Source organism: Microbispora sp. H10949 (genome assembly GCF_014161435.1).
GTDB lineage: Bacteria > Actinomycetota > Actinomycetes > Streptosporangiales > Streptosporangiaceae > Microbispora > Microbispora triticiradicis.
Genome location: NZ_JABBWZ010000018.1, coordinates 1 through 15,388 on the forward strand (window position 1 = coordinate 1; position 15,388 = coordinate 15,388).

Below are 15,388 nucleotides of genomic sequence, written 5' to 3' on the forward strand. Positions count from 1 at the left end.
CCGCCGCCCGCTCGGCCTCCCCCCGGCGCGAGAACCCCAACCGCGCCCGCTCATGACCCAGATAGATGTTCTCGGCCACACTCAACCCGTCCACCAGGTCGAGCTCCTGATAGATCGTGGCGATGCCGAGGGCCATGGCCGCGGTGGGCGGCGCCAGCCGTACGGGGGTGCCGTCGATGAGCACCTCGCCCTCGTCCGGCGCGTGCGCGCCGGAGAGGGTCTTGATGAGCGTTGACTTCCCGGCGCCGTTCTGGCCGAGCAGGCAGTGCACCTCGCCGGCTCTCACTTCCAGATCGACGCCGTCCAGCGCACGCACGCCGGGGAACTGCTTGACGATCCCCCTCATTTTGAGCAGGGGGTGCTCGTCTCCCATGGGGTCTCCCAACGATGTCAGTTGGCGGAGTAGACGTGATCGCTGATCAGTCGGGTGGCGCCGATGACACCCGCGGTCTCTCCGAGTTCGGAAAGCACGATCGGCAGGTTGCCGGTGGCGAGCGGCAGCGAGCGGCGGTAGACGACGCTCCTGATCTCCGCGAGCAGCACGTGGCCCAGCTTGGCCACGCCACCCGCGATGATCACCAGTCCGGGGTTGAAGAAGCTGACCAGGCTGGCCAGGACCTGGCCCACCCGTCGTCCGCCGTCGCGGATCAGCCCGATCGCCCCGGGGTCGCCCTGCGCCGCCGCGGCGCCCACGTCCTCGGCCGTCAGCGTGCCCGCGGCCGCGAGCCGTTCGGCCAGGTACGGCGAGCCGCCCGAGCGGGCCACCTCGACCGCCTCCCTGGCCAGCGCCGCTCCGCCGAAGTAGGCCTCCAGGCAGCCGGAGTTGCCGCAGGAGCAGACCGGGCCGAGGTCGTCCACCCGGATGTGGCCGATGTCGCCGGCGCTGCCGGACACACCGCGGTAGATCTTGCCGTCCACCACGATGCCGCAGCCGATGCCGGTGCCGATCTTCACGAGCAGGAAGTCGCCGACACTCCGGGCGAGACCGGTGTGCAGCTCTCCCAGCGCCATGATGTTGACGTCGTTGTCCACCATCGCGGGACAGCACAGCGCCTGGCCGATCGTCTCCCGCACCGGGTAACGGTCCCAGCCGGGCATGATCGGCGGCACTACCGGGACGCCCTCGGCGAAACTCACCGGCCCGGGGACACCGATCCCCGCTCCGGTCAGATCGTCGTACAGGCCGTCCCTGCGCAGCTTGCCGAGTAGGTCGATCGCCCGGTCAAGCACCGCCGCGGGGCCCTCCCTGATGTCGCAGGGCTCGCTGAGGTGGCCGAGCACCTTCAGCTCACCGTCGGTCACCGCGACGTCGATCGAGGTGGCGCCGACGTCGATACCGGCGAAGCGGGTGGACTGCGACAGCCGTACGCGGCCCGAACGCCGGCCGCCGCGTGAGGCGGCGAGCCCGTCCGGTTCGGCCAGACCCAGCTCGACGAGCCGGTCCAGCTCCACGTTGAGCTTCGATCGCGACAGATCCACCACGTCGCCGAGCTCGGCGCGGGAGCGCCCGCCGTCCCTCAGCAAGCGCAGAAGCGCGGCCTGATGGACGTTCTCCGGCCTGATGGTCGTCCGTTTCACCTACGCCTCCGCGTCCACGTGATTGGCTGGAAACGTACCCCTTTTCCCCACGACAAGGAAGACCTTTTACCGATCTGATGCAATCTTTCGCTGAATTCAACAAAAGTCAGGACGGAGGGCAGAGCAGGGTAGGAGAGGAAACAGGACTTCTTGGAGGGCGGATGCTGGGGTTGCCGGAGCGGGTACGCGGCTGCCTGTTCGACATGGACGGGGTGCTCACGCGTACGGCGGGGGTCCACGCGGCGGCGTGGAAGGAGATGTTCGACGCCTTCCTCCGCGACCGGGCGGTCGCCACCGGCACGCCGTTCGTCCCCTTCGACGCGACCGGCGACTACGACCGGTACGTCGACGGCAGGAAGCGCCTGGACGGCACGCGGGAGTTCCTCCGGTCCCGGGACATCACCCTGCCGGAGGGCGAGCCGGACGACCCGCCGGGCATGCCCACGCTCAACGGCCTGAGCAACCGCAAGAACGCACTGGTCCAGGCGGTCCTCGACCGGCAGGGCGTCGAGGTCTTCGAAGGCTCGGTGCGTTATCTGCGCGAGGTCGGCGAGGCCGGTCTGCGCCGGGCGGTCGTCTCCTCCAGCGCCAACACCGCCCGTGTGCTGTCCGCCGCGGGGCTCTCCGAGATGTTCGACGCGCGGATCGACGGTGCGGTGGCGGCCGAGCGCGGCCTGGCCGGGAAGCCGGCCCCCGACATGTTCCTCGCCGCCGCCGAGGCCCTGGGCATCCAGCCGACCGCCGCGGCGGTCTTCGAGGACGCGCTGGCGGGGGTCGCCGCCGGGCGCGCGGGCGGCTTCGCCTGGGTGGTGGGCGTGGACCGCGCGAACCAGGCCCAGGCCCTGCGCGACAACGGCGCCGACGTGGTGGTGAGCGACCTCGCCGACCTGCTGGACGAGCGATGATCAGGCATCCCGCCTTCACCACCGAGCCCTGGACGGTCCGCGAGTGCCGCCTGCACACCGACGTGCTCGCCCAGACGGAGTCGGTGTTCGCACTGTCCAACGGGCACATCGGGCTGCGCGGCAACCTCGACGAGGGCGAGCCGTACGGGCTGCCCGGCACCTACCTCAACTCCTTCTACGAACTGCGCCCGCTGCCGTACGCCGAGGCGGGCTACGGCTACCCCGAGTCGGGGCAGACGGTGGTCAACGTCACCAACGGCAAGCTGATCCGGCTGCTGGTGGACGACGAGCCGTTCGACGTCCGGTACGGCACCCTGCACGCACACGAGCGGCTCCTCGATCTGCGCGCCGGGACGCTCATCCGCACGGTCCGCTGGAGCCCGCCCACGGGGGTGGAGATCCGGATGCGCTCCACCCGGCTCGTGTCGTACACCCACCGGGCCGTGGCCGCGATCCGCTACGAGGTGGAGCCGGTGGACCAGCCGGTCAACGTGGTCGTCCAGTCGGAGCTGGTGGCCAACGAGACCGTCCCCACGGCGGCCGCCGACCCCCGCGCCGCCGCCGCGCTGGAGGCGCCGCTGGTGCTGGAGGAGAACGCGACCGGCAGTGACGGCATGTGCGTCATGGTGCACTCCACCCGCGCCAGCCGGCTGCGGGTCGCCGCCGCCATGTGCCACGGGGTCGACGGCCCCGGCGGCACCCGGGTCGACAGCGACGGCGGCGGCGACGTCAGCCGCGTGACGGTCGCCACCCGCCTGAGACCCGGAGAGCGGCTGCGGCTGGACAAGTTCTTCGCCTACGGCTGGTCGGCCAAGCGCTCCCGGCCCGCGATGCACGACCAGGTGGTGGCCGCGCTGGCCGCGGCCCGGCTCACCGGGTGGGACGGCCTGTGCGCCGAGCAGCGCGCCTTCCTCGACGACTACTGGGCAGGCGCGGACGTCGAGGTCGAGGGCGACGCCGAGGTGCAGCAGGCCGTACGCTTCGGGCTCTTCCACCTGCTCCAGGCGGGCGCCCGGCTGGAGCGGCGGCCCATTCCCGGCAAGGGCCTGACCGGTTCCGGCTACGACGGGCATGCGTTCTGGGACACCGAGAGCTTCGTGCTGCCCGTCGCCACCTACACCTATCCCAGGGCCGCCCGCGACGCGCTGGAGTGGCGCGCGTCGATCCTCCCGCTCGCCGAGGCGCGGGCGGAGCTGCTCGGGCTGGGCGGGGCGGCGTTCCCCTGGCGCACGATCAACGGCGAGGAGTGCTCGGGATACTGGCCCGCCGGCACCGCGGCCTTCCACGTCAACGCCGACATCGCCGACGCGGTGACGCGGTACGTCGACGCGACCGAGGACACCGCGTTCGAGGGGGACGCCGGCCTGCCGCTGCTGGTCGCGACCGCGCGCCTGTGGTGCGCGCTCGGCCACCACGACGCCGAGGGCCGCTACCGCATCGACGGGGTGACCGGCCCGGACGAGTACAGCGCGGTCTCCGACAACAACCTCTACACCAACCTCATGGCCCGCCGGAACCTGCGGGCCGCCGCCGCGACGGCCGTACGCCATCTCGACCGGGCCGGACAGCTCGGCGTCACTCTGGAGGAGATCGCGGTGTGGCGCGACGCCGCCGCCGCCATGTACCTCCCGTACGACGAGCGGCTGGGGGTCCACGCGCAGAGCGAGGGCTACACCGGGCACGCGGTGTGGGACTTCGAGAACACCCGGCCCGACCAGTACCCGCTGCTGCTCCACTTCCCCTACTTCGACCTCTACCGCAAGCAGGTGGTCAAGCAGGCCGACCTCGTACTGGCCATGCACCTGTGCGGCGAGGCGTTCACACCCGAGCAGAAGGCCCGCAACTTCGCCTACTACGAGGCGCTGACGGTGCGGGACTCCTCGCTGTCCGCGGCCACCCAGGCCGTGCTCGCCGCCGAGGTCGGGCAGCTCGGGCTCGCCTACGCCTACCTCGGGGAGGCGGCGCTCATCGACCTGCGCGACCTGCAGCACAACACCCGTGACGGCGTCCACATGGCCTCGCTGGCCGGGGCGTGGATCGCGCTGGTGGCGGGGTTCGGCGGCCTGCGCGCGGGCGAGGGGCGGTTGTGCTTCGCCCCCCGCCTGCCCTCGGAGATCACCCGGCTCACCTTCCGGGTGCGCTACCGCGGGCGCCTGCTGAGGGTCGACGTCACGTCCGAGGACACGACGTACCGGCTGCTGCACGGCTCGCCGGTCTCGCTGGCGCACCACGGTGAGACCCTGTCGCTCGGCGCGCGGCCGCAGTCCCGGAGCAACCCGTCGCCGCCCTTCCCCGAACTGCGGATCACGCAGCCCCCCGGCCGCGAGCCGCCCGCCCGCCGCCCGGCGATCCCCTGAGGCGATATCACCGTTCGGGCAGGCCAAGGCGGCGCGGCGTCGTACAGTGAGCGTGCTCGTGAACGTTCCTCAGTTCCTGTCCCGAACTGGGCGCGGATCGGCGACTCCCCTCTCACCGCGCGGTCACGCCCGAGCGAACCCGCTGGAGGCACGCATGTCCTCGACCGCTCCCCTGCGCGTGATCCAATGGGCGACGGGCGCGGTCGGTGGGCGCGCCCTGCGCAGCGTGATCGCCCGTCCGGAGTTCGAGCTCGCCGGGGTGCTCGTCTACGACCGGGAGAAGGTGGGCCGGGACGCCGGCGAACTGGTGGGGCTCGGGCCCGTCGGGGTCGCCTGCACCGACGACGCCGAACGGATACTCGCCACCGAGGCCGACTGCGTGCTGCACATGCCGCTGCCCGCGTCCTACTTCGGCGGCGATCCCGGGACCGACGCCAAGACGATCTGCGCGCTGCTCGCCTCGGGCAAGAACGTCGTCACCACCACCGGATTCGTCTACCCCCGCGCGTACGGCCCGGGGCTGGTGGACCGCCTGGAGGCCGCCTGCGCCCGAGGCGGGGCGTCCCTGCACGGGACGGGCATCAACCCGGGCTTCATGAGCGACCTGCTGCCCCTGGCGCTGACCGGGCTGTCGGACCGGCTCGACCACATCTACGTGCGGGAGTGCTCGGACTACCGGGGTCATCCCTCCCGGCACGTCACCGCCGGCCTGATGGGCTTCGGCCGGGAGCCCGACGACTACAGCACGTCCGTCCGGCCGTTCCGCGCCTTCCAGCGCGCGCTGTTCGGCGAGAGCGTCGAGCTTGTCGCCGCCGCGCTCGGCGTGCCGCTGGACGAGGTGGAGGAGACCGACGAGTACCTGCTCGCGACCGAGGACTTCGACATCGCGGCGGGTGAGGTGCGCAAGGGCACGATCTCCGCGTCCCGCTGGGTGTTCACCGGACTGGCGCGCGGCCGGCCGTTCATCACGGTCGAGTGCGTCTACAAGGCCGACGGCCGCCGGGTGCCGCAGTGGGGCGACCTCGGCTTCACCATGCACGTGCAGGGACGGCCCGGCATGGCGGTGACGATCGACGACATGACCCAGGGGCTGGCCGGGGCGGCGGCCCACGCGGTCAACTCGATCGCCGCCGTGTGCGCGGCCCCGCCGGGCATCCGCACGCTCCTCGACCTCCCCCTCGCCACCGGCCGGGGAGCCGTGCGGCTGGCCTGACGGACAGCGCGCGGCGCGGGAGCAGTGGGGTGTTCCCGTACGGCCTGGCTCAGCCGGCGGGGTACCAGCGGTCGGGTTCGCCGGGCACTCGGGTGACCTGACCGCGATGCTCCAGCCAGACCAGGTGGGCGAGGGTCTCGCCGTTGGCCGTCCTGCGCATGTGCGCGGGGATCGTCTCCCACGGGCGCGACCAGCTCAGCCGGGTGGCGATGTCCCAGCACGCCGGGCCGTCGCCGTCCGCGACGACTCGCCGTATCTCCGCGAGCCGCTCCTCGTGGTGCGTGATGACGTGGTCGGCACGGGCGGCCAGTTCCAGGAAGCGGTACTCGTGGGCGGGCAGCACCTCTTCCACGTCGAGCCCGCCCACCAGGCGCAGCGCGTCGAGATAGTCGGCCAGCGGGTTGGGCGCCGACTGCGGGTGCACCGCGACCATCGGCGTGATCCTGGCCAGCACATGGTCGCCGGAGAACAGCAGCCTGCGCTCCGGCTCGGCGAAGCACAGGTGGCCTGGCGAGTGGCCGGGGGTCCACACCGCCCGGAGGTCCCATCCGGGCAGGCCGAGCCGGTCGCCGTCCTCGATGAGCCGGTCGGGCACCGCCATCGTCACGAACTGGCGCAGCATGACCGACGCGCCCGCCAGTTCCTGTGCCGTGAGGTCCGGCACGCCGCAGCGGAGCAGCAGCGCGCGCTCCTGCTCGACGAGATCGTCGATCGCCGAGTCGTCGTAGCGGCCGCGGAGGAGGCGCGCGTCGGCCGGATGGAGCCCGATCCACGCGCCCGAGACCTCCCGTACGCGCCCGGCCAGGCCGTAGTGGTCGGGGTGGATGTGCGTGACCAGCACGGCCTTCACGTCCGTGATGTCGTATCCGGCCGTTCCGAGCCCCGCCACGAGCGCGTCGTACGCCTCGCCGGTGTTCCATCCCGCGTCGACGAGGACCACTCCATCGGGGATCTCCAGGGCGTAGACCAGGACGTAGCGCAACGGGTTGATCGGGATCGGGACGGGGATCGACCACAGCCCCGGGCGCACCCGCTCGACCTCCGGCAGCCCGCCGCCCCGCCACGCCGCGCGCTGCGCCTCGTTCGCCGCCGTCACGCTCCCCTTGCTCACCGGTCCACGCCCCTCTCGCAGCTTCGCTGCCTGATTGTGCCGCCCTGAACCGAATGTCGTTCTACCGGGCCCCCGGGCACCGCACATCGCGGCGAACCACCGTCACTCGCGCCCGCCTCCCCGGGGACCGCTGCGCGGATGGGCGGCGAGCAGGACCGTGACGCCGCGCGCGTCGGGGTCGTCGCGGTCCCGCTCCTCGGCCTCCAGCAGCAGGGCCGACACCCGCTCGTACAGGGACGCGACCGTCGCCGGCGACAGCCGTACCACCAGGTCGGACATGCCGGCCGCCTCGGCCCACGCCTCGCTCCACAGGTCGCGGTCGCGCTCGAAGCTCTCCACGTCGGCGGTGAGCCGCTCCAGCTGACGCCGGCGCAGGCAGGCGGCGGCCTCCCGGCCCTCGGCGCCCGCGGCCGTCGCCACGTCACTCCACGACGTGAACCGGTGGATCGCCCGCCAGCGCCGCTCACGCCGGTCGCGCTGCTCGGCGTCGGGCTCCACGAACCCGTACCGCGCGAGTTGCCGCAGGTGGTAGCTCGTGGAGCCGGAGCTCTCCGCGAGGCGCGCGGCCAGTTCCGTGGCGGTCGCGGGACCATCGGTGCGCAGTTCCGCCAGCAGGCGCGACCGCAACGGATGCGCGACCGCCTTCAGCGCGCGCGGGTCCCGTACGTGGTAGACCTCCTGATCCATGCCGGGGACGCTAACAACCCCCGCGCTTCGCAAAGGTTCCTTTGCGAAAATGAAAGTTTCAGCCGCGCGCTCCCCCAACCACCGGTGACGTGGGCCGGAGCACAGCCGTCGTTGACGCCCCTGGAAACCCGGCGGAAACATCGGTGCCGCTCCCCTTTGGGAGCGCTCCCACACCACCATTCCCACACCGCCTTTCCCCACCAGCCCCTCGCGGACACCCCGAGGACCACCCCGAGGACCACTGTGCTCAGAAGAATCGGCATTCTCGCCGTGGCGGCGTTAGCCACGGCCTGCCTGACCGGCGCGCCTCCCGTCACGGCGGACGAGGGCCCGGAACAGATCCCCAACGGCACGTTCGACACCACCGCCGACCCGTGGTGGCACACCTCGAACCTGGACTTCGAACTGTCCGGCGGCCGGCTCTGCACGAACGTCCCCGGCGGGACGGTCAACCCCTGGGACGCGATCATCGGCGTCAACGACATCCCGCTGGTGAAGGACGAGACCTACGCGTTCAGCTTCTTCGCCACCGCCGACCCGTCGAAGGTCGCCAGGGCGTACGTCCAGCTGCCGACGGATCCCTACACCCAGTACGTGGCGGCGGCTCCCGAGGTCAGCGTCTCGGGCAACACCTACAGCTACACGTTCACCTCGCCGGTCGACCTGCCCAACGCCCAGGTCGTCTTCCAGATCGGCGGCAGCGCGACGCCGTGGCGCTTCTGCGTCGACAACGTCTCGCTCAAGGGCGGGGCGCCGCCGGACGTCTACAAGCCCGACACCGGTCCCCGGGTGCGGGTGAACCAGGTGGCCTACCTGCCCAAGGGCCCCAAGAACGCCACCGTGGTCACCGACGCCACCGCCGCGCTGCCCTGGCAGCTCAAGAACTCCGCCGGGACCGTGGTCGCGCACGGCACGACGACCCCGCGCGGCGTGGACGCCAGCTCCGGCCAGAACGTCCACTCGATCGACTTCGGCTCGTACGTCAAGGCGGGGACGGGCTACACGCTCACCGCCGACGGTGAGACCAGCCGGCCGTTCGACATCAAGCCGGACGCCTACGCCGACCTCAAGCTCGACGCGCTGAAGTTCTACTACACCCAGCGCAGCGGCATCGCGATCGACGACGCGCTGCGGCCCGGGTACGGCCGGCCCGCCGGTCACGTGGACGTGGCTCCGAACCAGGGCGACAAGAACGTCCCCTGCCAGCCGGGCGTGTGCGACTACCGTCTCGACGTGTCCGGCGGCTGGTACGACGCGGGCGACCACGGCAAGTACGTGGTCAACGGCGGCATCTCGGTCGCCCAGATCATGAGCGAGTTCGAGCGGACCAAGAACGCCCCGACCGCCAAGCCCATCGGCAGCCTGAACATCCCCGAGAGCGGCGACGCCGTTCCCGACGTGCTCGACGAGGCCCGCTGGGAGCAGGAGTTCCTGCTGAAGATGCAGCGGTCCGACGGCATGGTCCACCACAAGATCCACGACGAGAACTGGACCGGCCTGCCGCTGCTGCCGAACCTGGACCCGCAGAAGCGCGAACTGCACCCGGTCAGCACGGCCGCGACGCTGAACCTCGCCGCGACCGCCGCCCAGGCGGCCCGGATCTTCGCGCCGTACGACGCCGCGTTCGCCGCGAAGAACCTGGCGGCGGCGAAGAAGGCGTGGACGGCGGCCAAGGCGAACCCGAACGTGCTCGCCTCCGCCTCCGACGGCGTCGGCGGCGGCACCTACGACGACGCCAAGGTCAGCGACGAGTTCTACTGGGCGGCGGCCGAGCTCTACATCACCACGGGCGACAAGGAGTTCGAGAACTACCTCCTCGCCTCGCCGCTCCACACCGCCGACATCTGGAACACGGGCGCCATGGACTGGGGCAACGTCGCGGCGCTCGGCCGGCTCGACCTGGCGACCGTGCCCAACGCCCTGCCCGGCCGCAGCGAGGTGCGCGCCTCGGTGGTGGCCGGCGCGGACAAGTACCTCGCCAAGCTGACGGCCCACCCGTACGGCCTGCCGTACGACGCGGCCTCCTACGACTGGGGATCGAACAGCATCGTCCTCAACAACATGGTGGTCATGGCCACGGCCTACGACATCACCGGCGACCTGAAGTATCGCGACGGCGTGCTGCAGGGCGTCGACTACATCCTCGGCCGCAACGCGCTCAACCAGTCGTACGTGACCGGCTACGGCGAGGTGGCGTCGAAGAACCAGCACAGCAGGTGGTACGCCCACTCGCTGGACACCTCGCTGCCGAACCCGCCGCGCGGCACGCTCGCCGGCGGCCCCAACTCCAGCATCCAGGACCCGGTGGCCCAGGCGAAGCTGAGGGGCTGCGTGGCGCAGTTCTGCTACATCGACGACATCGGCTCGTGGGCGACCAACGAGCTGACGATCAACTGGAACTCGCCGATGTCGTGGATCTCGGCGTTCATCGCCGACCAGGGCGACGGCACGGTCAAGGCCCCCGGCGCGTGCAAGGTCACCTATACCACGCACGGTTCCTGGCCGACCGGCTTCACCACCCAGATCACGATCGTGAACACCGGCACGAAGGCCGTCGACGGCTGGAAGCTGAAGTGGTCGTTCCTGGGCGGCCAGAAGATCGACCACGGCTGGAGCGCCAACTTCTCGCAGGAGGGGGCGACCGCCACCGCCGAGAACGAGACGTGGAACAAGACCATCAGGCCCGGCCAGACGGTCGTCATCGGCTACAACGGCGTGTCGTCTCCCGGCCCCAACCCCACGCCCGACCTGATCACCCTCAACGGCGCCGCCTGCTCCTCCTGACCCGGCCGATCGGCCCGACCGGCCCGACCGGCCCGATCAGAACGTCGCCGTAACCCCCGACCCCGGCCGCCGCCTCAGCAGAGGCGGCGGCCGGTTCCATTCCGGCGGGGCCGGCCCACCCGGGCACTACGCTGTGGGGCGTGATCGACGACATCTGGGTGGACGACGCCGTCACGGCGCTGCGTCCGGACTTCGCCGTCCTGGTCGTCTGCGCGTACGGCCTGCGCAACGGCCCTTCGGACGACCGTTCGCGGGAGTGGCTGGCCGACGCGGCGGCCAGGGCCGTGCCGCAGGACGACGAGAGGATCGAGGCGTGGCGCGCGGCGTACCGCGCCTTCGGGGCCAAGCCCCAGCGGACCCGCCCGTCGGTGGACGCGCTGGTCCGCCGCCTGCCGCTGCCCGAGATCAATTTGGTGGTGGACGCCTACAACGCCGTGTCCGTACGGCACGGCCTGCCGATCGGCGGCGAGGACCTGCGCCGCTACCGCGGCACCGCCCGGCTGGTCCGCGCGGCGGGCGACGAGCCGTCGGAGGAGGCGCTGGGCGAGCCCGCGATCGGCGAGGTGGTGTGGCGCGACGACGAGGGCGTCACCTGCCGGAGGTGGAACTGGCGGCAGTGCGTCAGGACGAGGATCACCGAGGAGACGGTCGACGCGCTGTTCCTCCTCGAACGGCTCGAACCGCTCTCCATTCCCGCACTGCATGCGGCCGGTGAGGACCTCGCGGGTATGCTGTCCGCTATAGCTCCGGATATCCGGATCGAGTCGCGGCTCCTCGGGTGAGCCAGTCGTGATGACCAGGTGGTGAGGGACACCTCACCACCCAGACGGGCTATCCGCGCGTGACCTGTTTGATCGATCCTGGGAGGATGGGCCGGGACCGGTGACCCGCGCGGGCGCACCTCGGTGTGTGAGGCGAGTAGCCTTGGACAGGTTCACCAAACATCAACGCCGATCTGCGGAAGAGGGCGATTTCCGCCGTGTCGTCAGAGTCGTCGCGGACAAACCCGCTGGCAAGCTTCGGGCAAAATGAGTGGCTTGTCGACGAGTTGTACCAGAAGTATCTCGAAGATCCCGAGTCTGTGGACCAGGCCTGGTGGCACTTCTTCGCTGACTACAACGGAACGGGCAAGCCCGCTCCACCCAAGGCCGCCGGCGCCGCGAACGGCGCGACCACGACGGCGGCTCCCGAGGCTCCCGCCCCGGTGAGCCCGGCTCCGCAGACGACGCAGCCCACGCCGCCCCAGCCGCAGGCCACGGCGCCCGCGCCGGTCAAGCCGCCTGCCCCACAGCCGGCCAAGCAGCCGGCGAAGCAGCCCGCCAAGCAGGCCGCCACCCCGGTTCCGGCCGGTGCGGCCGAGGAGAAGCTGCGCGGCGCCGCGGCGCGCACCGCCGCCAACATGGAGGCCTCCCTGGCGGTCCCGACCGCCACCAGCGTCCGCGCGGTGCCCGCCAAGCTGCTGATCGACAACCGCATCGTCATCAACAACCACCTGTCCCGCGGGCGCGGCGGCAAGATCTCCTTCACCCACCTCATCGGCTACGCGATCGTCCGGGCGCTGGAGTCCATGCCCGAGATGAACCACTCGTACGCCGAGGTGGACGGCAAGCCGGTCCTGGTGAAGCCGGAGCACGTCGGGCTCGGCCTCGCCATCGACGTGCAGAAGAGCGACGGCACCCGCCAGCTCCTGGTGCCCTCGATCAAGCGGGCCGAGACGCTCGACTTCCGCCAGTTCTGGACGGCGTACGAGGAGATCGTCCGCAAGGCCCGCGCGGGCAAGCTCGGCGTGGAGGACTTCCAGGGCACCACGATCTCCCTGACGAACCCCGGCACGATCGGCACTGTCCACTCGGTGCCGCGTCTCATGCCCGGCCAGGGCACGATCATCGGCGTCGGCGCGATGGAGTACCCGGCGGAGTACCAGGGCGCCTCGGCGGAGACCCTGTCCCGCCTGGCCATCAGCAAGGTGATGACGATCACCTCGACCTACGACCACCGGATCATCCAGGGCGCCCAGTCGGGTGACTTCCTGCGCCGCATCCACCAGCTCCTGCTCGGCTCCGACGGCTTCTACGACGAGATCTTCGAGTCGCTGCGCATCCCGTACGAGCCGGTCCGCTGGGTCCAGGACATCTCGGCCACCCACGACGACGACGTGGCCAAGTCCGCCCGCGTGCTGGAGCTGATTCACGCCTACCGGGTCCGCGGCCACCTCATGGCCGACACCGACCCGCTGGAGTACCGCCAGCGCAAGCACCCCGACCTCGACATCCAGTCGCACGGCCTGACGCTGTGGGACCTGGAGCGCGAGTTCCCCACGGGCGGCTTCGGCGGGAAGCCGCTGATGAAGCTGCGCGACATCCTCGGCGTGCTGCGCGACTCGTACTGCCGGACGGTCGGCATCGAGTACATGCACATCCAGAACCCCGAGGAGCGGGCCTGGATCCAGGCGCGGGTGGAGCGGCCGCACGCCAAGCCCGACCGCGAGGAGCAGCTGCACATCCTGCGCAGGCTCAACACCGCCGAGGCGTTCGAGACGTTCCTGCAGACCAAGTACGTCGGCCAGAAGCGGTTCTCGCTGGAGGGCGGCGAGTCGCTGATCCCGCTGCTCGACTCGGTGATCTGCGCCGCCGCGGGCGAGCGCCTCGACGAGGTCGTCATCGGCATGGCCCACCGCGGCCGGCTCAACGTGCTGGCCAACATCGTGGGCAAGTCGTACGCCCAGGTGTTCGGCGAGTTCGAGGGCAACATCGACCCGCGCAGCGCGCACGGCTCGGGCGACGTGAAGTACCACCTCGGCGCGAGCGGCGACTTCGTCGACCCCGACGGCAACAAGATCAGCACGTCGGTGGTGGCGAACCCCTCGCACCTGGAGGCCGTCGACCCCGTCCTGGAGGGCGTGGTCCGGGCCAAGCAGGACCTGCTGGAGCGCGGCGAGGAGGGCTTCACCGTCCTGCCCGTGCTCGTCCACGGCGACGCGGCGTTCGCCGGGCAGGGCGTGGTCGCCGAGACCCTGCACCTGTCCCAGCTGCGCGGCTACCGCACCGGCGGCACCGTGCACATCGTGGTCAACAACCAGGTCGGCTTCACCACCTCCCCCGCCTCCTCGCGGTCGAGCGTGTACGCGACCGACGTCGCCCGGATGATCCAGGCGCCGATCTTCCACGTGAACGGCGACGACCCCGAGGCCGTCGTCCGCGTCGGGCGGCTCGCCTACGAGTACCGCCAGGCGTTCCGCAAGGACGTGGTCATCGACCTGATCTGCTACCGGCGGCGCGGCCACAACGAGACCGACAACCCGGCCTTCACCCAGCCGCTGATGTACGACCTGATCGACGCCAAGCGCTCGACCCGCAAGCTGTACACCGAGGCGCTGATCGGCCGCGGCGACATCACGGTCGAGGAGGCCGAGCAGGCCCTCCGCGACTACCAGGAGCAGCTGGAGCGGGCCTTCACCGAGACCCGGGAGGCGACCAGGCAGCCGCTGGAACCGGGCTCGGTCGTGGTCCCCGAGCCGGACGAGGTGTTCCAGTGGTCGCACGAGGACACCAAGACGGCGATCTCGGAGGAGGTCGTCAAGCGGGTCGTCGACACGCAGCTCAACCTGCCCGACGGCTTCACCGTCCACCCGCGTCTCGCACCGGTCATCCAGCGTCGCGGCGCGATGATCGCCGAGGACTCGATCGACTGGGCGACCGGTGAGATGCTCGCGTTCGGCTCGCTGCTCATCGACGACCACCCGGTGCGGCTCGTCGGCCAGGACTCCCGCCGCGGCACCTTCGGCCAGCGCCACGCCGTGCTGGTCGACCGCGTCACCGGCGAGGAGCACACCCCGCTCAAGACGTTCAACCAGGGCACCACGAAGTTCTACGTGTACGACTCGCTGCTCAGCGAGTTCGCCGCGATGGGCTTCGAGTACGGCTACAGCGTGGTCCGCCCGGACGCCCTGGTCGCCTGGGAGGCGCAGTTCGGCGACTTCGCCAACGGCGCCCAGTCGATCATCGACGAGTTCATCTCGTCGGGCGAGCAGAAGTGGGGCCAGCGTTCCTCGGTCGTGCTGCTGCTGCCGCACGGCTACGAGGGCCAGGGCCCGGACCACTCCTCCGCCCGCATCGAGCGTTACCTGCAGATGTGCGCGCAGGACAACATGACGGTGGCGCAGCCGAGCACCCCGGCGAACTACTTCCACCTGCTGCGCTGGCAGGTGCTGTCGGAGCGGCGCAAGCCCCTCATCGTGTTCACGCCCAAGTCGCTGCTGCGGCTCAAGGCGGCGGCCTCGGCCACGTCGGAGTTCACCTCCGGTTCCTTCCGCCCGGTCATCGGCGACGCGACGGTCGACCCGGCGGCGGTCCGGAAGGTCGTGGTCTGCTCCGGCAGGATCTACTACGACCTGCTCGCCCGGCGCGAGAAGGACGGCAGGAAGGACGTGGCGCTCGTCCGGCTCGAACGCATCTACCCCTTCCCGGAGAACCCGCTCAAGGCCGAGCTGTCCCGCTACGGCGCCGACGCGGAGCTGCTCTGGGCACAGGACGAGCCGGTCAACATGGGCCCGTGGCCGTACCTGGCGCTGAAGCTGACGGAACGGCCCGACCTGCTCGGCGGCCGCGCCCTCCGCAGGGTCTCGCGTACGCCGAACTCGTCGCCGGCCGTCGGCTCGCACTCCAAGCACGACGCGGAGCTGCGCGGCATGCTCGACGAGATCTTCGGCTGACCGGCGATCCCGCAGGATTGAGGAGGTCCCCCGCGACGCGTG

Annotated in this window: 10 protein-coding genes; 6 read left to right on the forward strand and 4 right to left on the reverse strand. The window is 71.1% G+C overall.

What is annotated here, in order from left to right:
- On the reverse strand, positions 1–373 hold a 373-nt coding region (locus HHX40_RS33315; protein ID WP_182877725.1), incomplete at its 3' end, for an ATP-binding cassette domain-containing protein.
- A gap of 17 nt (positions 374–390) precedes the next feature.
- Positions 391–1,578, reverse strand: coding sequence for an ROK family transcriptional regulator (locus HHX40_RS33320; protein WP_111701052.1), 1,188 nt, complete (start codon positions 1,576–1,578; stop codon positions 391–393).
- A 161-nt stretch (positions 1,579–1,739) separates the two neighbouring features.
- Between HHX40_RS33320 and HHX40_RS33325 the strand changes: the two genes are divergently transcribed.
- From HHX40_RS33325 to HHX40_RS33335, 3 genes are all read left to right on the forward strand, one after another.
- Positions 1,740–2,483: a beta-phosphoglucomutase family hydrolase gene (locus tag HHX40_RS33325; RefSeq protein ID WP_182883758.1), complete on the forward strand. Its 744-nt coding sequence runs from the start codon at positions 1,740–1,742 to the stop codon at positions 2,481–2,483.
- Positions 2,480–4,840: a glycoside hydrolase family 65 protein gene (locus tag HHX40_RS33330; protein ID WP_182883759.1), complete on the forward strand. Its 2,361-nt coding sequence runs from the start codon at positions 2,480–2,482 to the stop codon at positions 4,838–4,840. Before HHX40_RS33325 ends, HHX40_RS33330 begins: the two co-directional genes overlap by 4 nt.
- A 154-nt stretch (positions 4,841–4,994) precedes the next feature.
- Positions 4,995–6,053 (forward strand): dihydrodipicolinate reductase, encoded by a 1,059-nt coding sequence (locus HHX40_RS33335; protein WP_182883760.1) that lies wholly within the window; start codon positions 4,995–4,997, stop codon positions 6,051–6,053.
- 49 nt (positions 6,054–6,102) lie between these two features.
- On the opposite strand, the gene HHX40_RS33340 is transcribed toward HHX40_RS33335, so the two are convergent.
- A complete protein-coding gene (locus HHX40_RS33340) occupies positions 6,103–7,164 on the reverse strand; it encodes an MBL fold metallo-hydrolase (RefSeq protein ID WP_310738390.1) in 1,062 nt (353 codons plus the stop codon).
- A gap of 102 nt (positions 7,165–7,266) precedes the next feature.
- Positions 7,267–7,851: a winged helix-turn-helix domain-containing protein gene (locus HHX40_RS33345; protein ID WP_182883762.1), complete on the reverse strand. Its 585-nt coding sequence runs from the start codon at positions 7,849–7,851 to the stop codon at positions 7,267–7,269.
- 243 nt (positions 7,852–8,094) lie between these two features.
- Here HHX40_RS33345 and HHX40_RS33350 point away from each other — a divergent pair, with 243 nt between their 5' ends.
- The 3 genes from HHX40_RS33350 (at position 8,095) to HHX40_RS33360 (ending at position 15,346) form a co-directional block, all read left to right on the forward strand.
- Positions 8,095–10,635, forward strand: coding sequence for a glycoside hydrolase family 9 protein (locus HHX40_RS33350; protein WP_310738391.1), 2,541 nt, complete (start codon positions 8,095–8,097; stop codon positions 10,633–10,635).
- Positions 10,636–10,775: 140 nt separating this feature from the next.
- Entirely contained in the window at positions 10,776–11,417 is a 642-nt protein-coding gene (locus tag HHX40_RS33355; RefSeq protein WP_182877732.1) for a B3/4 domain-containing protein, read from the forward strand.
- A gap of 197 nt (positions 11,418–11,614) precedes the next feature.
- Positions 11,615–15,346 carry a multifunctional oxoglutarate decarboxylase/oxoglutarate dehydrogenase thiamine pyrophosphate-binding subunit/dihydrolipoyllysine-residue succinyltransferase subunit gene (locus tag HHX40_RS33360; RefSeq protein WP_182883764.1) on the forward strand — a complete coding sequence of 1,244 codons (3,732 nt, stop codon included), beginning with the start codon at positions 11,615–11,617 and terminating at the stop codon, positions 15,344–15,346.
- The last annotated feature ends 42 nt before the right edge of the window (positions 15,347–15,388 follow it).